Origin of the sequence: Bifidobacterium sp. B4081 (genome assembly GCF_026537335.1) — a bacterium.
In the GTDB taxonomy this organism is placed as follows: Bacteria; Actinomycetota; Actinomycetes; order Actinomycetales; family Bifidobacteriaceae; genus Bombiscardovia.
This window is the reverse complement of the sequence record NZ_JAFNMM010000001.1, coordinates 369618-392671: the sequence shown is the minus strand read 5'-3', so window position 1 is coordinate 392671 and position 23054 is coordinate 369618. Positions and strand designations below refer to the sequence as shown.

31 protein-coding genes and 1 tRNA gene are annotated in these 23054 nt (G+C 59.7%); 1 reads left to right on the top strand and 31 read right to left on the bottom strand.

The window, feature by feature from the left end:
* Window positions 1-100: 100 nt before the first annotated feature.
* From J3T92_RS01665 to J3T92_RS01615, 11 genes are all read right to left on the bottom strand, one after another.
* Complete coding sequence (locus J3T92_RS01665) at window positions 101-1414, bottom strand: ABC transporter substrate-binding protein (protein ID WP_267399407.1); 1314 nt, start codon at window positions 1412-1414, stop codon at window positions 101-103.
* 179 nt (window positions 1415-1593) lie between these two features.
* Window positions 1594-2622, bottom strand: a complete 1029-nt coding sequence (locus tag J3T92_RS01660) for a LacI family DNA-binding transcriptional regulator (RefSeq protein ID WP_267399406.1) — start codon at window positions 2620-2622, stop codon at window positions 1594-1596.
* Window positions 2623-2755: 133 nt separating this feature from the next.
* Window positions 2756-2841, bottom strand: a tRNA-Ser gene (locus tag J3T92_RS01655).
* A gap of 108 nt (window positions 2842-2949) precedes the next feature.
* Window positions 2950-3912 (bottom strand): tRNA pseudouridine synthase A, encoded by a 963-nt coding sequence (locus J3T92_RS01650; protein WP_267399405.1) that lies wholly within the window; start codon window positions 3910-3912, stop codon window positions 2950-2952.
* Window positions 3913-3990: 78 nt separating this feature from the next.
* Window positions 3991-4635, bottom strand: a complete 645-nt coding sequence (gene rplQ, locus J3T92_RS01645) for a 50S ribosomal protein L17 (protein WP_024626776.1) — start codon at window positions 4633-4635, stop codon at window positions 3991-3993.
* 125 nt (window positions 4636-4760) lie between these two features.
* A complete protein-coding gene (locus J3T92_RS01640; RefSeq protein WP_015022327.1) occupies window positions 4761-5756 on the bottom strand; it encodes a DNA-directed RNA polymerase subunit alpha in 996 nt (331 codons plus the stop codon).
* A 75-nt stretch (window positions 5757-5831) separates the two neighbouring features.
* Window positions 5832-6230, bottom strand: coding sequence for a 30S ribosomal protein S11 (gene rpsK, locus J3T92_RS01635; RefSeq protein WP_015022328.1), 399 nt, complete (start codon window positions 6228-6230; stop codon window positions 5832-5834).
* Between the two features lie 55 nt (window positions 6231-6285).
* Window positions 6286-6663 (bottom strand): 30S ribosomal protein S13, encoded by a 378-nt coding sequence (rpsM, locus tag J3T92_RS01630; protein ID WP_015022329.1) that lies wholly within the window; start codon window positions 6661-6663, stop codon window positions 6286-6288.
* 133 nt (window positions 6664-6796) lie between these two features.
* A complete protein-coding gene (gene rpmJ / locus J3T92_RS01625) occupies window positions 6797-6910 on the bottom strand; it encodes a 50S ribosomal protein L36 (protein WP_015022330.1) in 114 nt (37 codons plus the stop codon).
* Window positions 6911-6935: 25 nt separating this feature from the next.
* Window positions 6936-7154, bottom strand: coding sequence for a translation initiation factor IF-1 (gene infA, locus J3T92_RS01620; protein ID WP_015022331.1), 219 nt, complete (start codon window positions 7152-7154; stop codon window positions 6936-6938).
* Between the two features lie 184 nt (window positions 7155-7338).
* Window positions 7339-7800: an Hsp20/alpha crystallin family protein gene (locus J3T92_RS01615; RefSeq protein WP_029678055.1), complete on the bottom strand. Its 462-nt coding sequence runs from the start codon at window positions 7798-7800 to the stop codon at window positions 7339-7341.
* 383 nt (window positions 7801-8183) lie between these two features.
* Here J3T92_RS01615 and gdhA point away from each other — a divergent pair, with 383 nt between their 5' ends.
* Window positions 8184-9530, top strand: a complete 1347-nt coding sequence (gdhA, locus tag J3T92_RS01610; protein WP_267399403.1) for an NADP-specific glutamate dehydrogenase — start codon at window positions 8184-8186, stop codon at window positions 9528-9530.
* A gap of 232 nt (window positions 9531-9762) precedes the next feature.
* On the opposite strand, the gene J3T92_RS01605 is transcribed toward gdhA, so the two are convergent.
* The 20 genes from J3T92_RS01605 to rpsS form a co-directional block, all read right to left on the bottom strand.
* Window positions 9763-11778: an ABC transporter ATP-binding protein gene (locus tag J3T92_RS01605; protein ID WP_267400218.1), complete on the bottom strand. Its 2016-nt coding sequence runs from the start codon at window positions 11776-11778 to the stop codon at window positions 9763-9765.
* Window positions 11768-13651: an ABC transporter ATP-binding protein gene (locus J3T92_RS01600; protein ID WP_267399402.1), complete on the bottom strand. Its 1884-nt coding sequence runs from the start codon at window positions 13649-13651 to the stop codon at window positions 11768-11770. Before J3T92_RS01600 ends, J3T92_RS01605 begins: the two co-directional genes overlap by 11 nt.
* A 242-nt stretch (window positions 13652-13893) precedes the next feature.
* Window positions 13894-14466: an adenylate kinase gene (locus tag J3T92_RS01595; RefSeq protein WP_267399401.1), complete on the bottom strand. Its 573-nt coding sequence runs from the start codon at window positions 14464-14466 to the stop codon at window positions 13894-13896.
* Between the two features lie 241 nt (window positions 14467-14707).
* Window positions 14708-16036: a preprotein translocase subunit SecY gene (gene secY / locus J3T92_RS01590; RefSeq protein ID WP_024626782.1), complete on the bottom strand. Its 1329-nt coding sequence runs from the start codon at window positions 16034-16036 to the stop codon at window positions 14708-14710.
* A gap of 185 nt (window positions 16037-16221) precedes the next feature.
* The gene (gene rplO, locus J3T92_RS01585; RefSeq protein WP_267399400.1) at window positions 16222-16686 is read right to left on the bottom strand and encodes a 50S ribosomal protein L15; all 465 of its coding nucleotides are present in this window, start codon (window positions 16684-16686) and stop codon (window positions 16222-16224) included.
* A 2-nt stretch (window positions 16687-16688) separates the two neighbouring features.
* On the bottom strand, window positions 16689-16874 hold the full coding sequence (gene rpmD / locus J3T92_RS01580; RefSeq protein WP_024626784.1) for a 50S ribosomal protein L30: 186 nt from the start codon (window positions 16872-16874) through the stop codon (window positions 16689-16691).
* Window positions 16874-17635, bottom strand: a complete 762-nt coding sequence (rpsE, locus tag J3T92_RS01575) for a 30S ribosomal protein S5 (RefSeq protein WP_024626785.1) — start codon at window positions 17633-17635, stop codon at window positions 16874-16876. Before rpsE ends, rpmD begins: the two co-directional genes overlap by 1 nt.
* Window positions 17632-18003, bottom strand: a complete 372-nt coding sequence (gene rplR, locus J3T92_RS01570) for a 50S ribosomal protein L18 (protein ID WP_015022343.1) — start codon at window positions 18001-18003, stop codon at window positions 17632-17634. Before rplR ends, rpsE begins: the two co-directional genes overlap by 4 nt.
* Window position 18004: 1 nt before the next feature.
* Window positions 18005-18544: a 50S ribosomal protein L6 gene (gene rplF, locus J3T92_RS01565; protein WP_267399399.1), complete on the bottom strand. Its 540-nt coding sequence runs from the start codon at window positions 18542-18544 to the stop codon at window positions 18005-18007.
* A 16-nt stretch (window positions 18545-18560) separates the two neighbouring features.
* Window positions 18561-18959, bottom strand: coding sequence for a 30S ribosomal protein S8 (rpsH, locus tag J3T92_RS01560; RefSeq protein ID WP_024626787.1), 399 nt, complete (start codon window positions 18957-18959; stop codon window positions 18561-18563).
* A gap of 80 nt (window positions 18960-19039) precedes the next feature.
* Entirely contained in the window at window positions 19040-19225 is a 186-nt protein-coding gene (locus J3T92_RS01555) for a type Z 30S ribosomal protein S14 (RefSeq protein WP_015022346.1), read from the bottom strand.
* Between the two features lies 1 nt (window position 19226).
* On the bottom strand, window positions 19227-19799 hold the full coding sequence (rplE, locus tag J3T92_RS01550; protein WP_024626788.1) for a 50S ribosomal protein L5: 573 nt from the start codon (window positions 19797-19799) through the stop codon (window positions 19227-19229).
* The gene (gene rplX / locus J3T92_RS01545) at window positions 19796-20131 is read right to left on the bottom strand and encodes a 50S ribosomal protein L24 (RefSeq protein ID WP_015022348.1); all 336 of its coding nucleotides are present in this window, start codon (window positions 20129-20131) and stop codon (window positions 19796-19798) included. The genes rplE and rplX overlap by 4 nt, the downstream gene beginning before the upstream one ends.
* A 1-nt stretch (window position 20132) precedes the next feature.
* A complete protein-coding gene (gene rplN / locus J3T92_RS01540; protein WP_015022349.1) occupies window positions 20133-20501 on the bottom strand; it encodes a 50S ribosomal protein L14 in 369 nt (122 codons plus the stop codon).
* 79 nt (window positions 20502-20580) lie between these two features.
* On the bottom strand, window positions 20581-20847 hold the full coding sequence (rpsQ, locus tag J3T92_RS01535; protein ID WP_015022350.1) for a 30S ribosomal protein S17: 267 nt from the start codon (window positions 20845-20847) through the stop codon (window positions 20581-20583).
* A 2-nt stretch (window positions 20848-20849) separates the two neighbouring features.
* A complete protein-coding gene (rpmC, locus tag J3T92_RS01530) occupies window positions 20850-21113 on the bottom strand; it encodes a 50S ribosomal protein L29 (RefSeq protein ID WP_015022351.1) in 264 nt (87 codons plus the stop codon).
* A complete protein-coding gene (gene rplP / locus J3T92_RS01525; RefSeq protein ID WP_015022352.1) occupies window positions 21113-21532 on the bottom strand; it encodes a 50S ribosomal protein L16 in 420 nt (139 codons plus the stop codon). Before rplP ends, rpmC begins: the two co-directional genes overlap by 1 nt.
* 3 nt (window positions 21533-21535) lie before the next feature.
* Window positions 21536-22381, bottom strand: a complete 846-nt coding sequence (rpsC, locus tag J3T92_RS01520) for a 30S ribosomal protein S3 (protein ID WP_024626789.1) — start codon at window positions 22379-22381, stop codon at window positions 21536-21538.
* Window positions 22381-22740, bottom strand: coding sequence for a 50S ribosomal protein L22 (rplV, locus tag J3T92_RS01515; protein WP_024626790.1), 360 nt, complete (start codon window positions 22738-22740; stop codon window positions 22381-22383). Before rplV ends, rpsC begins: the two co-directional genes overlap by 1 nt.
* A 21-nt stretch (window positions 22741-22761) precedes the next feature.
* Window positions 22762-23040 (bottom strand): 30S ribosomal protein S19, encoded by a 279-nt coding sequence (rpsS, locus tag J3T92_RS01510; protein WP_015022355.1) that lies wholly within the window; start codon window positions 23038-23040, stop codon window positions 22762-22764.
* Window positions 23041-23054: the final 14 nt, after the last annotated feature.

The window sequence follows — 23054 nt, the reverse complement described above, 5'->3', positions numbered from 1 at the left end:
CTCAGCCTGAAAATGTGTCTATCAGGGCCCGCTGCAGATGGCAGCGGGGTGGAAGCCGGCGAGGCCGTATCAAGAGCGCACCCGCCGGCCTATGGTTTGACTACTTTTTCAGCCCCGATGTCTCGACGCCTTTGTCATACTTGCCCTGAAGCTCCGTCAGCACGGCCTTGGTGTCCTTGGTCCCGTTGACCAACTCCTGTAGACCCGCGTTGAGCTCGTCATAGAAGGTTGAGGTAGGCCAGTCCGGATAGTAACCCAGACGATCATCCTTGATGACCTGGTTGAAACCGGCGATCAGCTCCTTGCTCTTGGGATCGCTTATCTGTGCAGGATCTGCTGCAATGGGCAATCCGCCGGAGTTGCCCATCAGGTTCTGATTCTCTTTGCTCAGCGTTATGTCGATAAACTTCGCTGCAGCGTCCTTTTTCTTGGAACGCTCGGGAATCACCCAGATGTTGCCCGATCCGCCGGGGATCTTCTTGGTTTCAGGGAAGAGGCCGATCTCCCAATTGACATTGGGAATATCGCTTTGGAAACGTCCGAACCACCAAGAGCCCGAGAACAGCATGGGATAGGTCCCCTTCATGAAGTTCTGTCCTGCATCCTCGGCTTTGAGACCCGTCGAGTCCTTGCTGATGTAACCCTTGTTGACCCAGTCCTTGATCGTGTCAGTCGCATAGGTCATGGCCGGGCCTTGCCAGTCCACCTTCCCGTCGTAGCGCTGATAGGCGTCGATCAAGCGCTGGTCGGCTTTTTGCAGGACCAACTGCCACCAGAGATGTTGGAGCGGGTATTCAGCCACGCCCTCGGACAAGGCTGTGACGCCATTGTCCTTGAACTTTTGCATGGCCTGCTCCAATTCGGGCATGGTCTTCGGTATGGCGATGCCGTACTTGTCGAACATGTCCTTGTTGTAGTACATCATCACCTCCTCGCCATAGGTGGTCATGCCGTACCAGTCGCCGGATCCCATGACGCCCTTCTCGTCATACCGGCCCGGGACCGCCAAGGATCCGGTGATCTTCTTGTGCCATTGGTATTTCTTGACGTAGTCGTTGAGGTTGGACAGCAGGCCCTGGCTTGAAAGCAGGCCCGCAGTGGCGTTGCCTTTGTTGTACTCCATCACATCTGGGGCGTCATCAGAGTTGAGGATCTGGCTGGCGTTTTGTCTGATTTGCTCGAAGGTCTTCTTCTCGAAGTTGACCTTGATGCCGGTCTTCTTCTGGAAATCGGCAATGGCCTGCTTCCAGGCTTTGCCCTGGGCGCCGTTATCCTCCTCGTAATACCAGATCTTGATGGAATCAGGATGCTCCTCTTGGGCGCTGTCACTGCCGCCGCATCCGGATAAGGCCATGATGCCCGCCAGACTTGCCACAGCCGTAACAGCTGCCATGATTCTCCGGGGAAACTTCATCGCTCCTCTTTTCCTAGCTTCATCGCTTGATGATTCTCCTTATTGGACAACCATTTTTTAATTTAATGATTTGACTATAATTGACATAGTATTTCGATGTTTTTCGATAACCTATGACGCTACATGAAACCCGGTTTTATCCCCTGTGCGACGGTGCACAGAACATCAGTTTAAGGTTCTCAGCTATGTAGCCGGACCGGCCCAACAGATCCCCTGCGTTTGTAGTCGGAACGGATCAGCTCCACTGTTCCCGGTTTTTCCCCAACGCCTTCCAAACACTCCATCAACATATCCACCCCGCGAGAGCATGTTTCATGAGGTCTCATGGGAATCTCATCGAGAGGACGTTCCAGAACGGAGGCATTGCCGAAAGTACTTAATGCCAGCATGGAAACATCCTTTGGAATCGAAAGTCCACGTCTTGACAGCGCAACAATGACGTTGTTCATGTGACTGATGCTGGTCTGAGCCATGATCGCCGTGATCTCAGGGTCCAGCCGAAAAGCCTGATCAATCAACTGACTGACATGCCTGGCATCGTCGCCGGTGGAATACAGGAAAGTCGTCTTTATTCCCAGCACCTGGGCTCTGTCGATGGCAGCTTTTTTGGTTCGAACCAGGAAGTTGGAACCTTGCTCATAGGACTGGCTGTTGGATCCGACCATGAGCATATGCCGATGACCCATTCGATAGAACTCATCGACAGCTCGTCGGCCCATGGCATGAAAATCCACGTCAACGGAAATCAAATTGGACGGATCTCTGGCATATCCAATGGAGACATAGGGCACCAAGGAGGTATGTGCCTGGGCCACACGTGGATCCTCCATGGTCACATCCAAGAGGAGGACGCCATCAATCATGCCACTGTATGACATCCGCAGGAGTTCATCAGTATCGTCTTCATCCATCAAAAGGACCACGTTGTAGTGGTAGTGTCTGGCCCTGGCAACCACGGCGAAGAAAAAGGTGGCATAGTTCGAATAGTCGGTATAGGGATGCATGGGTGAGCTCAGCACGATCAGGTGGGTCCTGCGGTCCCTGCGGAGTATGGCGGCTCCGGAACCGGGGTGGTAATCCAATTGCTGGACTGCCTTGAGAACCCTGATCTTCGTTGTATCGCTTACAGGCCGCTTGCCCGAGAATACATAAGAAACGGTACTTATGGAAACTCCCGCCAGAGCAGCCACATCCTTGATACCGGCCAAAGGACCTCCTTCAGCAGGAAAACATGAGCCCCTTTTCTTAAGGTTTAGTCTTGCACACCAAGGCTCATGCACATACCCTCACCAGACAGTATACGAAAAAAGGCCCCGACCGTCGGGCCGGGACCAATGGGGGCGGTTGAGGCGAGATTCGAACTCGCGGAGGGAGTTGCCCTCACACGCTTTCGAGGCGTGCTCCTTAGACCGCTCGGACACTCAACCATGGTCGTTGCCCGACACTGCCGAACAACAACTTTTCTATTATGCCACAGAGTCCCTACCTGGCAAGCGGCGTGGCGCAGTCAACGGTTACCAAGAACAGCCAGAGGGTCATAGTGTGCGGCGGGCCCGGATGGCCTGCGCCCGTTCAGCCAGCTGGTCATCAGGCGGGTAGGCCACATGCTCCAGGGTCAGGCCCCGGGCATCTATGGGACCGGTGGAACCCTCGCGCAGGGGGTGGGCTACCTTGTCGGCAAACCATTGCACGGACCGGCGTCCCAGACCCACCTGAATGCAGGCTGCAACCAGTGACCGGACCATATTATGGGCAAATGCATCAGCAACGATCCGAAAGACGGTCAGCCCGGATTCCATGAAAGTCGGAAGGTATCCGACGGCGCTCTGGCCCGGAGCAGTACCGAACAGATTTGCAGTCGGAACCAGATCCCAGTGTGCGGCCAGGACCTTGCGGATGGTCGTGCCGCCGGGGTTTGGCCTGGCGAAAGACCCAAAGTCATGCAGCCCGATACACTCCGCTGCAGCCTCGTTCATAGCTCGCAGATCCAGGCTTCCCTCCAGATTCAGCACAAAGCCTCGCATGCGAGGATCCCCTGGCTGACCCCCTTGGCTGACCCGATACAGATAGGTGCGTTCCAGGGCAGAAAAGCGGGCATCGAAACCCACTGGGGCCAATCTGAGACCGAGCAGAACAATGTCAGCAGGCAGCAGGTGCCGGAGGCGGCGTTCCAGGGCCTCAACACCATCGACCTCCATATGGCCCCTGCAGGACTCGAGCACAAGATCGGGAATGTCCAGGTGAGCAACCTGGTGGGATGCGTGAACCCCAGTGTCGGTCCTGCCCGCCACGACCAGTCTTGGTTCCCAGACGTCGTGGTTATGAGGAACTCCGCCTTGTGAGCCGCGGGCTCCGGTGATCAGAGACAGGGCCTGCTCGATGCAACCTTGGACCGTGCGAAGCTCCGGCTGCCGGGCCCAGCCATGGAAGCCGCCACCGTCATAGGCCAGATCCATGCGCAGCCTGACAAGGGACATCTTCCCCTCCTGACCTTCCATCAAGACCTCCCTGGCAGCAATGACAAACGGGGCCGGAGAGCCATGCTCCCCGACCCCGTCATCGAATGCAATAACCGATTACTCGGCAGACTTCTCGGCATCCTCAGCCACGTCGGCATCTTCCTCAGCCTGGGCTTCGGCCTGATCCGCCTTGTCGGCGGTCTGTTCCAGATCCTCGGCGGCCTGGTCAGCCTGGGCCACGTCCTGATCGGACTCATTGGCCTCGACAGCCTGGTCGACGGCATCCTTGGCAGCGCCTTCGGCGACAGCGGCATCGGTGGCTGCTGCCACCTCGGCATTGTCGTCCTTGGCGGCCACCTTGGCTGCGGACTCAGCCTCCTTGACCACGGCCTTCTTGGCCGACAGGGGCTCAGTGACCAGCTCGATCACGGCCTGTGGGGAGTTGTCTCCACGGCGGGGCGCGATCTTGGTGATGCGGGTATAGCCACCCTCACGCTGCTGCATCTGCTCGGCGATCTGCGTGAACAGAATGTGAACCACAGACTTGTCGCGGATGACACGCATGACACGACGGCGGGCAGGCAGATCCCCACGCTTGGCGAAGGTGATCAGCCGCTCAGCCAGGGGACGCAGGCGCTTGGCCTTGGGCAGAGTGGTCGTGATACGGCCGTTGGCAAAGAGGCTGGTGGCCATGTTGGCCAACATCAGCCGCTCGTGTGCCGGGCTGGAGGCCAGACGTGGGCCCTTGCTAGGTTTTGGCATTGGATTATCTCCTTACGGCCCGGGAGGACAGGTGGGCATACGCCCGAACATCCGACTTCCCGGAATTGCTGTCAGCAGACAAAGGAACCCTTCCCCTCGCCCGCTCATACGAAGGCTGCAGCCTCTCACTCGTCGTCAGGCGAGAAGAAGGTGCCCCCCTCGAGATTATTGGTGTCGAAGCCCAGCGGGGAGGCCTTCAGCGACAGCCCCATGCCCTCAAGCTTCTCCTTGACCTCGTCGATGGACTTCATGCCGAAGTTACGAATGTCCAGCAGATCCTGCTCGGTGTGCGAGACCAGCTCGCCGATGGTGTGGATTCCCTCGCGCTTGAGGCAGTTGTAGGAACGCTGCGTCAGGTTCAGATCCTCAATCGGCACGGACATCTGCGGATCGGCTTCTTCCACCACAGGCTCGGGTCCGACCTCCACGCCCTCAGCTTGGGTGTTGAGCTCGCGGCAGAGGCCGAAGAGTTCAACCAGGGTCGACCCGGCGGATGCCACCGCGTCACGCGGCGATATGGCCGGCTTGGTCTCCACATCCAGGATCAACTTGTCAAAATCCGTGCGCTGCTCGACACGGGTGGCTTCGACCTTGTAGCTGACCTTGAGTACTGGAGAGTAGATGGAATCGACCGGGATGCGGCCAATCTCATCGTTGTCCTGCTTGTTGAGCTGGGCCTGGACGTATCCACGCCCACGCTCCACCGTAAACTCGATCTCCAACTCGCCATCCTCGGCCAGGGTCGCGATATGCAGATCAGGATTGGCCACGGTGACACCGGCCGGCGGGGTGATGTCCCCGGCGGTGGCTTCGCCCTTGCCGCTCTTGCGCAAATACATGACCACAGGCTCGTCGTACTCGCTGGTCAGCACGATGCCCTTGATGTTGAGCAGGATCTCAGTGACGTCCTCCTCCACACCAGGCAGCGTGGTGAACTCGTGCAGGGCACCCGAGATGCGGACCGAGGTCACAGCCGCACCGGGTATGGAGCTCAGCAGGGTACGACGCAGGGAGTTGCCCAGAGTGTACCCGAATCCGGGCTCCAGCGGCTCGATGGTGAAACGGGAGCGCTGGGCATTGACGACTTCTTCTGTAAGAGTCGGACGCTGTGCAATAAGCACTGTTGCTATCCTTTCAGCTCCAACCGGTGGTGCACTCACCGGTCTTCGCGGGTGGATTCATGGGTTTTTTAGTGCTCAGACGCGACGGCGCTTGGGAGGACGAACGCCATTGTGTGCCTGTGGGGTCACATCAGAGATGGAACCGACCTCCAGGCCTGCGGACTGCAGGGAGCGGATGGCGGTCTCGCGGCCCGAACCCGGGCCCTTGACGAAGACATCCACCTTCTTGACCCCATGCTCCATGGCCTTGCGGGCTGCGGATTCGGCGGCCATGCCCGCTGCATAAGGAGTGGACTTGCGGGAGCCCTTGAAGCCTACGTCGCCGCCTGAAGCCCAGGCCACTACAGCACCGGAAGGATCGGTAATGGAGATGATGGTGTTGTTGAATGTTGACTTGATATGCGCCTGCCCGACCGGAACCGACTTGCGATCCCGACGACGAGGCTTGCGCGCGGCCTGCTTTGCTGCTGCCATTGATCCTCGTTTCCTTGTCACGAATAACTGATTGCTAGTGCGAACCAATACGGCCTTACTTGGTCGCCTTCTTCTTTCCGGCGACGGTGCGCTTGGGTCCCTTGCGGGTGCGGGCGTTGGTCTTGGTCCGCTGACCACGTACGGGCAGACCCCTGCGGTGGCGCTGGCCCTGATAGCAATTGATCTGGATCTTACGGCGAATATCGGCGTCGATCTCACGACGCAGATCACCCTCGATCTTATAGTTGCCTTCGAGGTAATCACGCAGCGTAATGAGCTGCTCATCCGTGAGATCCTTGACGCGGGTGTCCGGATTCACTCCGGTCGCGGCAAGTGTTTCCTTGGCGCGGGTACGCCCCACACCGAAAATGTAGGTGAGGGCTATCTCTATGCGCTTCTCGTTGGGGATGTCGACTCCGGCAAGACGTGCCATTGCGATTCCTTTTTTGTTCTACGCAGGTCGTGCACCGAGTCTTCCGGTCTCCCGGCCCGGGCCTGCGCACCCGGGGTTCAGCCTGTCGGCTGTGACTCAGCGCCTTTGGTGTTCGTTGCCGCTGGGAATCCGCTCAGCCCTGGCGCTGCTTATGGCGTGGGTTTTTGCAGATCACCATGACGCGGCCGTGACGACGAATCACGCGGCAGTTCTCGCAGATTCTCTTCACACTAGGGCTGACCTTCATGGTTTTCCTTTGCTTGTGTACCTTGTTACTTGTACCGGTACGTAATCCGTCCGCGGTTCAGATCGTAGGGACTCATTTCGAGCACCACCCGATCCTGGGGCAGAATGCGAATGTAGTTCTTACGCATCTTGCCGGAAATGGTGGCCAGCACTAGGTGCTTGTTCTCGAGCTCGACGCGGAACATCGCATTCGGGAGAGCCTCGACCACACGCCCTTCCACCTCGATCACACCATCTTTTGCCATAAGCCTTCTATCCGATCCTCGGCCGGTTACACAGCGCATCGAAAGACACGCCAAATGGTAAGTATAGCATGAGTAGACCCAGAATTGGGCAATAGCGTGTTGACACGACAAAAGGGCCGTCTGGACGGCTGCCGCTCAATCAGTATAGCAGTCATTCAGGCGGTCCGTTACGGAATCGAGTCCCTCAGTCCTCGATGGCGATGTTCTGCGTGTTGTCAGCAGGTTCGATGCTGGTCTTGGGCAGAGTCACCTCCAGGGTGCCGTTGGCATAGTGGGCATGAATGTCCTCCTGGCGGACTTTGTCGCCAACGTAGAAGCTACGGGAGCAGGATCCGGTGTAGCGCTCACGCCGAATCCACCGTCCCTGGTCATCCTTGTCACCCTGGTCACCGTTCTTCTGGGCGGAGACAATCAGGTAGCCATCCTCCAGACGCAGGCCGATGTCCTTCTTGTCGAAGCCGGGCATGTCGATGGAGAGCTGGTACTGTCCATCCTTCTCACGCACATCCGTGTTCATCAAGGGGCTGTTCAGCGCGTTCTTGGCGCCCTGGCCCTGCCGACGCCCGTCACGCCAGTTGTTGAAGAAGGGATCATCGAAGAAGTCGCCGAAGATCGAATTGTTCATCAATGCGGGAAACATAGCCATAATCACATCTCCTGATTCTCTAAGTCATAGTTTCTGCGGACCGGAACCCCAGGTGGACATCCTGACCTGTCCTCCCGGGCTCCCTGCCCTTCACTTTGTCCAAACCGCAGGCCCCGGGTTTCATGCCCAATGTTCACCCAAAGAATAAAAGTTGAGTCTAGGAGACTCAACTTTTGACAGTAGCCCAGCTTGCTCTTCCTGGTCCTCTCATTCTTCGGGCCTTCAATGACCACATGTCAGACATTACGGGACAGAATTCTTGTGACGTAACTTTGAGGCATTTACCATAGGATAAGATTCCGCCAGCCCCCGCAGGCTCTTGAGGGCGGACCCAATCGCATGTGGACCGGACGGACCGGCCATTCCTAGTCAAAGGAGCTCAGATGCTCACCAACGAATACATCAAGCGCGTATACCAGCAGGTTGAGAAGCGCGACGGCGACCAGCCGGAATTCCTGCAGGCTGTCCGCGAAGTTTTCTCCAGCCTGGAACCCGTGGTGGAGCGGCATCCCGAGTATGAGGCCAATGGCGTGCTGGAGCGCCTGGTCGAGCCCGAACGTGCAGTCAAGTTCCGTGTGGCCTGGACCGACGATCAGGGCCACGTTCAGGTCAACCGCGGCTACCGGATCCAATTCAACTCGGCCATCGGCCCCTACAAGGGCGGCCTGCGCTTCCACCCGACCGTGACCGAGTCGGTCATCAAGTTCCTGGGCTTCGAGCAGATTCTGAAGAATTCGCTGACTGGACTGCCTATGGGCGGCGCCAAGGGCGGATCCGACTTCGATCCCAAGGGCCGCTCGGATGCCGAGGTCATGCGCTTCTGCCAGGCCTTCATGACTGAGCTGCAGCGCCACATCGGACAGTTCACCGACGTGCCCGCCGGCGATATCAACGTAGGATCCCGCGAAATCGGCTACCTGTTCGGCCAGTACAAGAGAATACGCGACGAGTACTCGGGTGTTTTGACCGGCAAGGACCTGACCTTCGGCGGCTCCCTGGCCAGGACCGAGGCCACGGGATATGGCCTGTGCTACTACACCCAGGAGGCCCTGCAGACGCTGCGCAAGGATTCCTTCCAAGGCAAGACCGTCGTCATCTCCGGTTCGGGCAACGTGGCCATCTTCGCCACCGAAAAGGCCCAACAGCTGGGCGCCAAGGTGGTAACGGCATCCGACTCCAACGGCTACGTTTATGACCCCAATGGGATTGATCTCGACGTCGTCAAGGACATCAAGCTGGGTCACCGCGGCCGAATTCGCGAGTATGCGGACCGCGTGGATTCGGCTGAGTACCACGAAGGCTGCAAGGACGTCTGGACTGTGCCCTGCGACATAGCCCTGCCCTGCGCCACGCAGAACGAAATTGACGAGGAATCCGCAAAGACCCTGATCGCCAACGGATGCACCGTGGTCTGCGAGGGCGCCAACATGCCCTCCACCCCCGAGGCCATCCAGGCCTACCAGGATAACAAGGTGCTCTACGGGCCCGCCAAGGCCGCCAATGCCGGCGGCGTGGCAGTCTCCGGTCTGGAGATGAGCCAGAACTCGCTTCGCCTGCAGTGGGCCTTCGACGAGGTTGACCAGCGTCTGAAGGACATTATGACTGGAATCTTCCAGAAGTCTTACCAGGCATCCAAGGAATACGGGCATGAGGGCGACCTGATGCTGGGTGCCAACGTGGCCGGCTTCACCAAGGTGGCCGATGCCATGGTGGCCCAGGGCATCCTCTGAGATCGAACCTGATTCCTATTCATAAAGGGCCTGACCTGCTGAATTTGCAGGTCAGGCCCTTCTTTTCATGGGGATACCAGTAGCTCAGATGGGGATTGAACTTAGCAAGCCATCAGCTATGCGTAGGGGCGGGAGCATCAGTCATGTGCCGCCCTCACCCCACTGGTTTTGCTTATTGCCGAATCGCAAACTATCGGTGCCTACTCCCAAGGTTCGGCAATTCAGGAGAACCCTACTCTAGCTCCAAGGCTCCGGTGTAGAGCTGGTAGTACTCGCCGTGCCTGGCTATCAGCTCATCATGATTGCCGCGCTCAATGATCCGTCCGTGATCCAGAACCATGATCACATCGGAGTTACGGACCGTGGAGAGCCGGTGGGCGATGACGAAGACCGTTCGGCCGCGCATCAATGCGTCCATGCCCTGCTGGACCACCTCCTCGGTGCGTGTGTCGATTGAGGAAGTGGCTTCGTCAAGGATCATGGCCGGCGGATCAGCCACAGCCGCCCTGGCAATGGAGATCAGCTGGCGCTGACCCTGGGACAGCCCGCTTCCATCCCCTTCTAGAACGGTCTGGTAGCCCTGGGGAAGCATGCGGATGAAGCTGTCGGCGTTGGTCATCCTGGCAGCTTCGATGCACTCCTCGTCCGTGGCATCCAGGCGCCCGTAGCGGATGTTGTCCAGGACGGTGCCCGTGAAGAGGTTGACATCCTGAAGGACGATGCCCAGGGAGCGGCGGAGGTCAGGCTTGCGGATGTTTCTCACATCGATCCCGTCATAGAGGATCTGCCCCTGCTGGATGTCGTAGAAACGGTTGATGAGGTTAGTGATCGTGGTCTTGCCGGCCCCCGTGGCGCCGACCAAAGCCACCTTCTGCCCGGGCTTGGCAAACCAGGTGATGTCGTGCAGGACAGGCTTGCTCGGGTCATACCCGAAGCTGACATCGGTGAATCGCACATCCCCCTGGAGGAGGGTGTATCGGCCATCAGGCGAGGTGATGGCCTGATCCTTGGCCTTCAGGGCCACATCCCGGGCATCGCCTGGAAGCTTCATGGCAGCCTCCAGCGAGCGCCTGCCGTCGTCATCGGCCTCACGCTTCCAGGCCCAGTGCCCTGTCTCATGGTCGACAGGGGTCATGGTCCGCCCGTCCGAGGCCAGTTCGACGCTGACCAATCTGACCGTGCCCTGGTCGGACTCGACAGGCTGGTCCATCAGATCGAAGATCCTGGAGGCGCCGGCCAGGGCCATCATGACCATGTTGAACTGCATGGAGACCTGGCCGATGGGGTTGATGAAGGAGCGGGAAAGAGTCAGGAGGGAGACGATGGTTCCCAGGGTCAGCGGCCCTGCCCCGGTCAGTCCCACATTGCCCATACCCGCGATGCCAGCCAGGCCTCCGACGATGGCCAGGATCACATAGAGCAGGTAGCCCATGTTGCCCACGACCGGCATGGTGACGTTACCGTAGGTGTTGGCCTGGGCCGAAGCCTGAAAGAGTTCCTGGTTCCTCTGCTCGAAGACCTTGGCGGTGGCATCCTCATGGTTGAAGACCTTGATGACCTTCTGCCCGTTGACGGCCTCTTCCACGAAGGCGTTCACCTGGCCCAGATAGCGCTGCTGGTGAACGAAGTAGCGACCGCTTCGGGTGACCAGAACCCGGACCACCACAATCAGAACCGCCGCGAAGACCAGGGCCAGAACGGTGAAGGGGATGGAGAGCCAAAACATGGAGATCAGGGCTGCCAGGGCGGACAGGACCGAGGAGACCATCTGCGGGAAGGACTGGGAGATGGCCTGACGGAGGGTATCCGTGTCGTTGGTGTAGCGGCTCATGGTGTCGCCGTGCTCATGGGTATCGAAGAAGCCGATGGGCAGCTCCTGCTGGTGGGCGAACATCTGGTCGCGGATGGTCTTCAACGTGCCCTGCTCCACCTTGACGATCAGCCAGTTCCAGAACCAGGAGCAGAAGGTCCCCACTGCATAGAGGCAGCCCATCAGAATCAGGGTCCTCATGAGCGGTCCCCAGTCAGGGTCGGCGGCTCCGACCAGAGGCAGGATGTAATGGTCGATCAGCGGTTGGAGGAAGAAGGCCGATGCCGCCTGGGCCCCGGCGCTGATGATGATGCAGACCACGATCACCGCCAGCTGCCAGCGGTAGGCCAGCAGGTAGCGCAGGATGCGACGGGTCGTTCCCGGCGCGGCTTTGTCCAGGCGGGGCTTGCGGTCCTTGAATGATCCGTCACTCATGATCCTTGTCCTCCTCGCTCTGGTTCCTGGTCTGTGACTCGTAGATGGATCGGTACTCCTGACATGCTCGCAGGAGCTCCTGGTGGGTGCCCTTGTCGAGAATCCTGCCCTCCTCCAGGACCACGATCATGTCAGCGTCCTCCACAGAGGCCAGACGCTGGGAGATGATGATCTTGGTAGTGTCAGGGATCTCCTGGCTGAAGGCGTGACGGATCAGCTGGTCGGTCTTGGTGTCCACGGCGCTGGTAGAGTCATCCAGAATCAGGATGTCGGGCTTCTTCAGCAGGGCACGCGCTATGCACAGACGCTGTCGCTGGCCGCCAGAGAGGTTGGTGCCGCCCTCATCCAGGTAGGTCCGATAGCCGTCGGGAAACTCCCGCACGAACCCGTCGGCCTGGGCCAGAGTGCAGGCGCGCACCAGCTCTTCGTCCGTGGCTTGAGGATTACCCCAGCGCAGGTTCTCGGCGATGGTCCCGGTGAAAAGGACATTCTTCTGGAGCACCATGGCCACCTGGTCGCGCAGGACGGTCAGGTCGTATTGGCGTACGTCCACACCGCCCACCTGGAGGGACCCCTCAGTTACGTCATAGAGACGGGGTATGAGCTGGACCAGGCTCGATTTGGAGGAGCCGGTCCCACCCACGATGCCCAGGGTGGAGCCCGAGGGAACGTCAAGATTGATATGGCTCAGAACAGGGCGTTCGGATCGCTCCGAGTAGCGGAAGGTCACATCCTGGAAGCTGATGGACCCGTCGGCCACCTTCATGACCGGCTTGGCGGGATCATGCACAGTGCTGACCTCATTCAGCACCTGGCAGATGCGCTCCGCCGAAGCCTGGGAGATGACGACCATGACCACGATCATGGAGACCATGTTCATGGCCATCATGATTTGTATGGCATAGGTGACCAGGGCGGTCAGATCGCCTGTGGTCAGTCCTAGGGCCGCATTGTTCCCGGATGCCACAATCTGGGAGGCGCCCATCCAGGATATGACCAGCAAAGAAGCATAAATACAGAAGTTCAACAATGCCGGGTTCAGGCTCATGATCCGCTCGGCCTTGCAGAAGGCACGGTAGATAGCCAGGGAGATACCGTTGAATTTGCGCTCCTCGTAGTCCTCCCGGTTGTAGGACTTGACCACCCTGATGCCCTGAAGGTTCTCATCCACCACATTGTTGAGGTGGTCGTAGGTGTGGAAGACCCGCTCGAAGATGGGATGAACCAGCAGGGACAGACCGATCAGGCCAAAGCCCAGGATGGGGATGGCGATCAGGAAGACCAGGGATATGGGCCTGGAGATCCTATAAGAGAAGAGCCAGGCCACGATGACCATGATCGGCGCCCTGACCCCGACCCTGATCACCATCTGATAGGCGTTCTGCAGGTTGGTCACATCGGTGGTCAGCCTGGTGATGATGGACCCCGTTGAGAAGCGGTCGATGTTGGTAAAGCTGAAGGATTGCACTTTGGCGAACAGATCGCTGCGGACATTCTTGGCCAGGCCGGAAGAGGCGATGGCCGCATACCGTCCGGACATGAACCCGGAGAACAGGGAGACGGCCGAGCAGGCCAGCAGGATCAGCCCGAACTTGAAGATGGCCGGCATGGACCTCCCCGAGACCCCTTGGTCGATCAGGGAGGCCATGATGGTCGGGATCACTATCTCGAGGACGCTCTCCAGAAAGACGAAGGCCGGAGCCAGAAAACTGGCCTTCCGGTATTCGCGCAGGGAGCGCAGAATGGTTCGGATGGTGTGCTTTGGACGCGCTGGTTCCTGCTTATCCGATCTGACCACGGATGCCGTAGAGCCCTTCAAGTAGACCTCTTCTGTTACTGTACTGGTTTCTGTATTTTCCCGGCCAATCACCGACATGCAATACCCTCGCCAGAGGGTCTGAATGCACCAAGGCTATCACCCTGTCCGCCAGTGTTGGGCGGGCGCGCAGGGATTTCCGCCCTCCACAAAAAGAAGCTGTCATGCCACTTGGGTCATGCAGCTTCTTTGCCTTAGCCAGCCTTGTCAGGGTCTTGCGAACCAGCCACTCTTAATCTTGGTTTTTATCTGGCAATTTCTGATTCAAGGGGTGACAGGCCTCTCACCTGACAGGTGATGAGTTAACGCTCGTCAAGCTGAGTGATGATCTGCTTGGATATCTGATCGACCTCACCCTGGCCGTCCACTGCGACCAGAAGACCACGGGTCTTATAGGTGTTCAGCAGGGGGGCAGTCTCCTTGGCATAGATATCCAGACGCTTGGCGATGGCCTCGGGGGTATCGTCCGCCCGCCCCTCTTCCTTGGCACGCTTGGCAATGCGCTTCATGAGTACGTCATGGTCGGCGTCCAGGGCCACCACAGCCGTCAGCGGAGTGTCCAGCTCCTGGAGCATCTTGTCCAGCGCCTCAACCTGGGAGGCCGAACGCGGATAACCGTCAAGAATCCAGCCCTGGGCGGCATCATCCATGCCCAAGCGGTCCTTGACAATCTTATTGGTCAGCTCGTCTGGAACCAGTTCGCCCTTGTCGGTGTAGGCCTTGGCCTGCTTACCCAGCTCGGTTCCGTTCTTAAGGTTGTAGCGGAAAATGTCACCAGTGGATATGGCCGGAATTCCATAGTGTTTACTGAGCAAGGCCGCCTGCGTGCCCTTGCCTACACCTTGAGGTCCCATGATCAACAGTCGCTGTGCCATTCCCTATCCTTTGTTTGATGTTCTTGGTCTACAATCCTGGCGGACCAAACCGCGCAGAACCCTCTTTACCGTATGCTAGCGTCTGCCCGGTCCAAGAGCAGATTCAGCACACTCAAACTCATACGAACTGTCTTCCTGGCGCGGGCCTGACACAAAATGGTCCGGCTCCATGTCAACAAGTGACAGGGTCGGACCATAAGCTGTTTGAATTGATACCACTTGCAGGTGTCTGGCCGAAGGGTCAGCCCTCCTTGTGGTCGCCCTCCAGCAGGAAACCGGTGTACTGGAACTGCTCGGTCTGCGCCCTGGCCTGGCGCAGGGTGTCCAGGCCGACGCCGGCGATAATCAGTATGGTGGTCCCGCCGAAGGGTAGCTTGGAGTTGATCTTCAGCAGCATGATCAGCACCGTGGGAATCAGGGCCACGAAGAGCAGGTAGATGGCTCCAACCGTGTTCAGCCGGTTCATCACGTATGACAGGTACCGGCTGGTGGCCCGTCCGGCCCTGATGCCCGGGATGAAGCCGCCGTACTCCTTCATATTGTCGGCCGTCTCATCGGGGTTGAAGGTGATGGAGGTGTAGAAGAAGCAGAAGAAGACGATCATGACCGAGTAGAGCACGATGTACCAGACAGAGGTCGTGTTGGCCATGTTGGCGTTAATCCACTTGACCCAGTTCTGATCGGACTTGCCGAACTGGGCGATAAGGGTGGGAATAGCCAGAATAGAGGAGGCGAAAATAGGGGGAATCACGCCTGACATATTGATCTTGAGCGGCAGATAGGTGGAGGATCCGCCGTACATCTTGCGGCCGATCATTCTTCTGGTGTACTGGACGGGGATGCGGCGCTGTGCCAGCTCCACGTAGTCGACCAGAATCAGGATGACCACCAGAACAGTCACCACAATGCCGAATTTGACCCAGTCACCGTTCTTGCCGTTGGTCCCCCAGCCGATGTTCCAGAGCTGGGGCAGGAAGCCGGAGCAGATGGATATGAAGATCAGGACGGACATGCCATTACCGATGCCCTTGTCGGTGATCAACTCGGCCATCCACATGATCAGACCGGTGCCGCCGGTCATGATCAGGACCATGACCACCAGATTCCAAACGGAGCTGTCTGGAATGACCTGCTGCTGGCATGCTCCGTTGAAGAGCGCACCGTTGCGGGCTGTAACCAGAATGGTCGTGGACTGCAGCACGGCCAGACCGATGGTCAGATACCTGGTATATTCGGTCAGCTTGGCCTCGCCCGACTGACCCTCCTTGTGCAGAGCCTCGAAGCGAGGAATGACCACGCGCAGCAGCTGCACCACGATGGATGCGGTGATGTAGGGCATGATGCCCAGTGCGAAGATAGACAGCTGCAGCAGAGCCCCGCCCGAGAACAGGTTGACCAGACCGATGAAGTCCTCATTACCGGCCGTGGTGATGCACTTCTGCACGGAAGGATAATCCACGCCTGGGGTAGGTATGAACGACCCAATGCGATAGATGATGATGATGCCAAGAACGAAGAAGATTTTCTTCCTCAGCTCCTTGGTCTTGAAGGCCTGGATTAACGTCCTCACCTAAGTTCCCTCCCTACGCGACCGCGCGTTGGTCTCGGTGCATCGCACCTTCTTGCTCCGACCAGCTTAACCGATGGTTCCGTCAAATCATGATGGCAACCGGGTCGGAAACGAATTCCGGCCCCCACCCGCTTGGAGCGGGGAGGGCCGGAATCATCTGCCTTGCGGTCTGTCCCCTGCGAGTATCAGTTCTCGGAGACGGACCCGCCTGCGGCTTCTATCTTGCTTCTGGCCGAGGCCGAGGCCTTGATGCCCTTGAGGGTGAAAGCGGCCTTGACGTCGCCGTCACCCAGGACCTTGACAGGGCGGCCCTTGCGAACCGCTCCCTTGTTGACCAGATCCTCGACGGTGACCTCGCCGCCCTTGGGGAAGAGTCCTTCCAGAGCACCCAGGTTGACCACCTGGTACTCCTTCTTGAAGGGGCTCCTGAATCCACGCAGCTTGGGCAGCCGCATGTACAGGGGCAGCTGGCCGCCTTCAAAGCCCGGACGTACCTGGTAGCGTGCCTTGGTGCCCTTGGTGCCACGACCGGAGGTCTTACCCTTGGACCCCTCACCGCGACCCACACGGATGCGGTCGCGCTTGGCGCCCGGAGCAGGACGCAGATCGTGCATCTGCAGGATGGTGGGCTCTTGCTTGTCGCTGGCCATAATCAGTCTGCCTCCTCTACGTTCACCAGGTGGCGGACCTTGTTGGCCATCCCCCGGTAGACGGGGGTGTCCTCACGCAGGACGGTCTGGCCGATCTTGTGAAGGCCCAGAGACCTGACGTTCTCCTTCTGGCGGTCGGTGGCATGAGCCACGCCCTTGACCAGAGTGATCTTGATCTGCTTGGTCATCACTCACCTGCCTTCGACTGCTCGTCAGCCTTGGCCTTGGCCTCTTCGCGTTCCTTGCGCTCGTCGGCAATGCCGGCGGCACGTGCGCGCAGGAGGGAGTCGGGGGCGACCTCCTCCAGGGGCAGACCGCGGCGTGCCGCGATCTCCTCGGGCTCCTCCAGCTGCTTCAGGGCAGCTACAGTGGCCCGCACCATGTTGACGGCCGTAGCCGATCCCATGGACTTGCTCAGGATGTCGGTGATGCCGGCGCACTCCAGGACGGCGCGAACCGGACCGCCGGCGATAACGCCGGTTCCTGGGGCTGCAGGCCGCAGGAGGACAGTACCGGCCGCATCGTGGCCGATCACCGGGTGGGTGACGGTGCCGCGGATGCGGGGAACGGTGAACATATGCTTCTTGGCATCCAGCTGACCCTTGGAGATGGCTGCGGGAACCTCGCGGGACTTGCCGTAGCCAACGCCCACGGTGCCCTTGCCGTCGCCCACGACCACCAGGGCCGCGAAGCTGAAGGTACGACCTCCCTTGTGGACCTTGGAGACGCGGTTGATGGTCACGACCCTGTCGAGCATGTCGTCACGCTCGTCGCGGTCGCGACGGCCACGACGGCCATCCCTACGGCCGTCACGGGAACCGCCCCGACGACCGCCTCGGCGATCATCGTTCCGGTCGTTCCGATCCCTTCTGCCACCCTGGCTGGACTGAGCGTTTGTGGAATCTTCAGTCACCTGGGTTGTTTCCTTTGTCGTTTCGTTGTCGCTCACAGTGCCAAACCTCCCTCACGGGCGCCTTCCGCAACCGCTGCGACCCTTCCGTGGTACTTGTTGCCACCACGATCGAAGACCACGGTGGTGATGCCAGCCTTCTTGGCCTTGGCTGCGATCTGCTCGCCGACCTTGCGGGCGGCCTCGGTCTTGGTGCCCTTGAAAGAGCCGTAGTCCGAAGCCATGGTCGACTCGCTGACCAGGGTGACACCCCTGGTGTCGTCGACGATCTGGGCGATCATATTGCGATTGGTCCGAGTAACCACCAGACGGGGACGCTCTGCCGTGCCGGAGACGTGCTTGCGCAGACGGGCATGGCGGCGCAGACGGGCGATCTTCTTGCCTTTGCCTAGTATCGAGACCGTCATATCACTTACCAGCCTTTCCAGCCTTGCGCAGGATTTGCTCATCGGCGTACTTGATGCCCTTGCCCTTGTAAGGCTCGGGAGCACGCAGGGCGCGGATGTTGGCCGCGGCCTGGCCGACAGCCTGCTTGTCGATGCCGGAGACGACCACTTCGTTGGCGTTCGGCGTCTCGAAGGTGATGCCCTCCGGGGGGTCGACAGTGATGGTGTGCGAGTAGCCCAGCGAGAACTCCAGGGACTTGCCCTTGGCGACCACACGGTAGCCGGTGCCGACGATCTGGAGGTGCTTGCTGTAGCCCTTGGAGACGCCTTCAACCATGGACGCCACGATGGAGCGGCTCAGTCCGTGCTTGGCCTTGGTGGTGCGGTCCTCGTCGGCGGGGGTCATGATGATCTCGTTGCCCTCGACCTTGCCGGTGATGCCCTCAGGCAGCGTGTATGCGTCGGAACCCTTGGGGCCCTTGGCGGAGAATTCCTGGCCCTTGAAGGCCACCTCCACACCTGCCGGAACGGCGATGGGGAGCTTACCAATATGCGATGCCATGTTCAGCTCTCCTTTCTCACCATACGTAGGCGACGATTTCGCCGCCGATGCCCCTGTCGAGGCATTCCTTCTGGGTCATCAGTCCCGAGCTGGTCGAGATGATGGCGATTCCCAGCCCGCCCAGGGGCATGGGCAGGGAATCCGACTTGGCGTACCGGCGCAGACCGGGCTTGGAGACGCGCTTGATGCCCTGAATGGACTGGCGTCCATCGGGACCGTACTTGAGCGTGATCTCCAGATCCTGCCCGACGCGCGCCTCCTTGGCGCGATAATCGGCGATGAAGCCTTCGCGCTTGAGAATCTGCGCGATGTTCGCCTTGAATTTGGAGTACGGCATGTCGACTGTTTCATGCTTGGCCGCACTCGCATTACGCAGACGTGTCAGCATGTCTGCGATGGGATCTGTCATTGTCATGTGGGCTTATGCCCTTCCTCGCCGTGGTTTCCGCCGCCGGGCAGCAATCTGCCCTGACCGCGGACCTTCAGCGTCGATCTTTACCAACTGGACTTCGTCACACCCGGCAGCTCGCCGCGATGGGCCTTCTCGCGAAGGCAGATGCGGCACAGGCCGAACTTGCGATAGACGGAATGAGGACGACCGCAGACCTGGCAGCGCGTGTAGCCACGCACCTTGAACTTCGGCTTGCGTGCCGCCTTGTTTCTCAGAGCGGTTTTTGCCATATCAGTTCTCCTTGAAGGGGAAGCCCAGCTGCTTGAGCAGCGCCCGGGCCTCCTGATCGTTCTTGGTGGAGGTCACCACGGTGATATCCATACCACGCTGGTGATCGATCTGATCAGGATCGATCTCGTGGAACATGGACTGTTCCGTGAGACCGAAGTTGTAGTTGCCCTGGCCGTCGAACTGACGGTCGCTGATGCCGCGGAAGTCGCGGATACGGGGCAGAGCCAGGGTCAGCAGTCGATCCAGGAACTCCCACATGCGCACGCCGCGCAGGGTGGCGAAGGCGCCGATGGCCTGTCCCTCACGCAGGTGGAACTGCGCCACGGACTTCTTGGCCTTGGTGATCTTGGGCTTCTGGCCGGTGATGGCCGTCAGGTCCTTGACCGCGCCCTCAATCAGCTTGGAGTCGCGTGCCGCGGCCCCCACGCCCATGGAGACTACAACCTTCTCGATCCTGGGCACCTGCATGGGGTTGGAGAACTTGAACTCCTTCTCCAGCTCGGGCACGATGCTCTCGCGGTACTGCTGCAGCAAACGAGGGACTGCCGGTGCTTCAACGGTGGTATCGCTCATGACAGCTCCTTGCCTGACTTCTTGGCGAAGCGGGTGCGCACGACCTTGACCTTGCCGTCACGCGCCTCCTCCTTGATGTTCACGCCGATGCGAGTCGGCTTCTTGGTCTCCGGGTCAATGACCATCACGTTGGAGCGATGGATGGGCGCCTCGGTCGGGACGATGCCCGACTCCTGACCCTGCTGGGTAGCCCGCACATGCTTCTTGACGATCTGAATACCCTCGACGATCAGACGGTCATTGGGCAGAATCCGCAGAACCTTGCCCTCCTTGCCGCGATCCTTGCCGCGGATGACCTTGACCTGGTCGCCTGTCTTGATCTTGGCTACCACTTCAGATCACCTCCGGTGCCAGGGACACGATCTTCATGAAGCGCTTGTCGCGCAGTTCACGACCAACCGGTCCGAAGATACGAGTACCGCGGGGTTCACGGCCGGTACCGAGAATGACCGCCGCGTTCTCGTCGAACTTGATGTAGGAGCCGTCATGACGACGATGCTCCTTGACCGTACGGACGACGACCGCCTTGACGACCTCGCCCTTCTTGACCGACCCGCCGGGAATGGCATCCTTGACGGTGGCGACAATCACGTCGCCAATGCCGGCATAGCGTCGCTTCGACCCGCCGAGCACGCGGATGGCCAGAATCTCCTTGGCACCCGTGTTGTCGGCGACCTGAAGCCGCGATTCCTGCTGAATCATTGATTCTCCTTAGCCGCGCTGGTTCTCCGCAGACACCCCGCACCAGGGCGGGATGAAATGCGGAGCCTGGCCGAACTTGTTACTTGGCGCGCTCGACGATGGAGTCGAGACGCCAGCGCTTGGTCTTGCTCAGAGGACGGGTCTCCATGATACTCACGAAGTCGCCCACATGGGCCTCGTTCTTCTCATCATGGGCCTTGACCTTGCGGTTGCTGCGGACGACCTTGCCGTAAAGGGGGTGGGTCGAACGCTGCTCCAGCTCTACGGTGATGGTCTTGTCCATCTTGTCGGACACGACGTAGCCGCTGCGAACCTTGCGGAAGTTGCGCTCCTGCTTGTCAGCCATGCTTACTTCTCCTCAGCTTTGCTCTCGGCCTTTGCTTCGGCGGGCTCCTGGCTGATGCCCAGCTCGCGCTCACGCAGAACGGTGTACATCCTGGCGATGTCGTGCTTGACGGCCTTGAGGCGGGAGGTGTTCTCCAGCTGACCGGTGGCCGACTGGAAGCGCAGGTTGAACAGCTCTTCCTTGGACTTCTTCAGGAAATCCTCGATCTCCGCATTGGTCTTTTCATTCAGATTCTTGATGGAATACTCGGCTGTTCCGACTGACATCAGATGTCACCGCCTTCACGTGCAATAATCCGGCACTTCATGGGAAGCTTGTCAGTAGCGCGGCGAAGGGCCTCGCGGGCCACATCCTCGCTCACGCCGCCAATCTCGAAGAGCACCCGGCCGGGACGGACGTTGGCCACCCAGAACTCGGGCGCACCCTTGCCGGAACCCATTCGGGATCCCAGAGCGTGCTTGGTCAGGGGGCGATCCGGGAAGACCGTGATCCAGACTCGGCCACCACGCTTGATGTACCGAGTCATGGCGATACGGGCCGCCTCGATCTGCCGATTGGTCAGGTAAGCCGGAGCCAGGGCCTGGATGCCGTAATCGCCGAAAGCGATCTCGTTGCCGCCCTTGGACATGCCCGAACGACCCGGACGATGCTGCTTGCGGTATTTAGTCCTCTTTGGGATAAGCACGGCTCACTCCTTTGCTTCGGTTGCGACGGGTGCCGAGGCGGTCTGCTCCTGAGTCGCCGCCGGCGGCGTGGCCACACCGCTGTTCTGCTTGGCTGCATCCTGCTCGCGGCGGGTACGCCCCTCGGAGGGACGGACGCCACGACGAGGACGACGATCGCCGCGCCGACCGGGGCGGTTGTTCTGCTGAGCCTGCTGCTCCTCGAACTGACGCTCGGTCATATCGCCCTTGTAGATCCAGACCTTGACGCCGATTCGACCGTAGGTGGTCCTGGCCTCGAAGAAGCCATAGTCGATCAGGGCGCGCAGAGTCTGCAGGGGCACACGACCCTCGCGGTAGAACTCCGAGCGGCTCATTTCGGCTCCACCCAGGCGGCCGGACAGCTTGATCCTGATGCCCTTGGCGCCTGCCCGCATGGCATCCTGCTGAGCCTTGCGCATGGCCCGGCGGAAGGTGACGCGGTTGGTCAGCTGCTCAGCGATGCCCTGAGCCACCAGCTGTGCATCAATGGAGGCGTTCTTGACCTCGAAGATGTTCAGCTGGACTTGCTTGCCGGTGATCTTCTCCAGCTTGGCGCGAACACGCTCGGCTTCGGCGCCGCGACGGCCGATGACAATGCCCGGCCGGGCGGTGTGGATGTCGACGCGCACACGGTCACGGGTCCGCTCGATGACGATCTTGGAGACGCCTGCGCGCTCCAGGTCCTTGTTCATCTCCTTGCGGATCTTGTCGTCCTCAAGCACGAAGTCGCTGTAACGCTCCCCCGCCTTGTTGGAGTCGGAGTACCACTTGCTGCGGTGCTCCTCGGTGATGCCGAGTCGGTACCCAAACGGGTTGATCTTCTGCCCCATTATCGGGCTCCTTCCTTGTCGGCCACCACGACGGTGATGTGGCTGGTCCGCTTGTTGATGCGGGCCGCACGACCCTGGGCGCGGGCACGGAACCGCTTCAGAGTGGTTCCCTCGTCCACGTAGGTCTCACGAACCATCAGCTCGTTCTCGCGGAAGGGCTGATTGGCCTTGTCCGCCTTGACACGAGCGTTGGCGATGGCGCTCTCCAGGCACTTGCGGACCGGAACGGCCGCGTCCTGGGGGGCGAACTTCAGAATGGTCACGGCCTCGGTCGCCTGCTTGCCTCGGATGAGGTCGACGACGCGGCGAGCCTTGCGAGGCGTCACGCGAACGTGACGTGCAATTGCCTTAGCTTCCATGTGTCTCTACTCTCCCTCGCCTCAGCGGCGTGCTTTCTTGTCGTCCTTCACGTGACCCCTGAAGGTCCGGGTGGGGGCGAACTCGCCGAGCTTGTGGCCGACCATTGCCTCGGTGACGAAGACCGGGACATGCTTGCGGCCATCGTGCACAGCGAAAGTGTGCCCGATGAAGTCCGGGGTGATCATGGAACGACGGGACCAGGTCTTGATGACGTTCTTGGTGCCCTTCTCGTTCTGCTCGTCGACTTTCTTCTGCAAGTGGGCGTCGACGAATGGGCCCTTCTTGATGCTACGAGTCATCTTTCCGACACTCC

What these genes read in the sequence shown, in the direction of transcription:
- J3T92_RS01665 (WP_267399407.1), bottom strand. Translation starts at nt 1,414, where the DNA reads ATGAAGTTTCCCCGGAGAATCATGGCAGCTGTTACGGCTGTGGCAAGT.
- J3T92_RS01650 (WP_267399405.1), bottom strand. Translation starts at nt 3,912, where the DNA reads ATGGAAGGTCAGGAGGGGAAGATGTCCCTTGTCAGGCTGCGCATGGAT.
- rplQ (WP_024626776.1), bottom strand. Translation starts at nt 4,635, where the DNA reads ATGCCAAAACCTAGCAAGGGCCCACGTCTGGCCTCCAGCCCGGCACAC.
- rpsK (WP_015022328.1), bottom strand. Translation starts at nt 6,230, where the DNA reads ATGGCAGCAGCAAAGCAGGCCGCGCGCAAGCCTCGTCGTCGGGATCGC.
- rpsM (WP_015022329.1), bottom strand. Translation starts at nt 6,663, where the DNA reads ATGGCACGTCTTGCCGGAGTCGACATCCCCAACGAGAAGCGCATAGAG.
- rpmJ (WP_015022330.1), bottom strand. Translation starts at nt 6,910, where the DNA reads ATGAAGGTCAGCCCTAGTGTGAAGAGAATCTGCGAGAACTGCCGCGTG.
- infA (WP_015022331.1), bottom strand. Translation starts at nt 7,154, where the DNA reads ATGGCAAAAGATGGTGTGATCGAGGTGGAAGGGCGTGTGGTCGAGGCT.
- J3T92_RS01615 (WP_029678055.1), bottom strand. Translation starts at nt 7,800, where the DNA reads ATGGCTATGTTTCCCGCATTGATGAACAATTCGATCTTCGGCGACTTC.
- gdhA (WP_267399403.1), top strand. Translation starts at nt 8,184, where the DNA reads ATGCTCACCAACGAATACATCAAGCGCGTATACCAGCAGGTTGAGAAG.
- J3T92_RS01600 (WP_267399402.1), bottom strand. Translation starts at nt 13,651, where the DNA reads ATGTCGGTGATTGGCCGGGAAAATACAGAAACCAGTACAGTAACAGAA.
- J3T92_RS01595 (WP_267399401.1), bottom strand. Translation starts at nt 14,466, where the DNA reads ATGGCACAGCGACTGTTGATCATGGGACCTCAAGGTGTAGGCAAGGGC.
- rplO (WP_267399400.1), bottom strand. Translation starts at nt 16,686, where the DNA reads ATGGCCAGCGACAAGCAAGAGCCCACCATCCTGCAGATGCACGATCTG.
- rpmD (WP_024626784.1), bottom strand. Translation starts at nt 16,874, where the DNA reads ATGACCAAGCAGATCAAGATCACTCTGGTCAAGGGCGTGGCTCATGCC.
- rplR (WP_015022343.1), bottom strand. Translation starts at nt 18,003, where the DNA reads ATGACGGTCTCGATACTAGGCAAAGGCAAGAAGATCGCCCGTCTGCGC.
- rplF (WP_267399399.1), bottom strand. Translation starts at nt 18,544, where the DNA reads ATGGCATCGCATATTGGTAAGCTCCCCATCGCCGTTCCGGCAGGTGTG.
- rpsH (WP_024626787.1), bottom strand. Translation starts at nt 18,959, where the DNA reads ATGACAATGACAGATCCCATCGCAGACATGCTGACACGTCTGCGTAAT.
- J3T92_RS01555 (WP_015022346.1), bottom strand. Translation starts at nt 19,225, where the DNA reads ATGGCAAAAACCGCTCTGAGAAACAAGGCGGCACGCAAGCCGAAGTTC.
- rplE (WP_024626788.1), bottom strand. Translation starts at nt 19,799, where the DNA reads ATGAGCGATACCACCGTTGAAGCACCGGCAGTCCCTCGTTTGCTGCAG.
- rplN (WP_015022349.1), bottom strand. Translation starts at nt 20,501, where the DNA reads ATGATTCAGCAGGAATCGCGGCTTCAGGTCGCCGACAACACGGGTGCC.
- rpsQ (WP_015022350.1), bottom strand. Translation starts at nt 20,847, where the DNA reads ATGGCTGACAAGCAGGAGCGCAACTTCCGCAAGGTTCGCAGCGGCTAC.
- rpmC (WP_015022351.1), bottom strand. Translation starts at nt 21,113, where the DNA reads ATGTCAGTCGGAACAGCCGAGTATTCCATCAAGAATCTGAATGAAAAG.
- rpsC (WP_024626789.1), bottom strand. Translation starts at nt 22,381, where the DNA reads ATGGGGCAGAAGATCAACCCGTTTGGGTACCGACTCGGCATCACCGAG.
- rplV (WP_024626790.1), bottom strand. Translation starts at nt 22,740, where the DNA reads ATGGAAGCTAAGGCAATTGCACGTCACGTTCGCGTGACGCCTCGCAAG.
- rpsS (WP_015022355.1), bottom strand. Translation starts at nt 23,040, where the DNA reads ATGACTCGTAGCATCAAGAAGGGCCCATTCGTCGACGCCCACTTGCAG.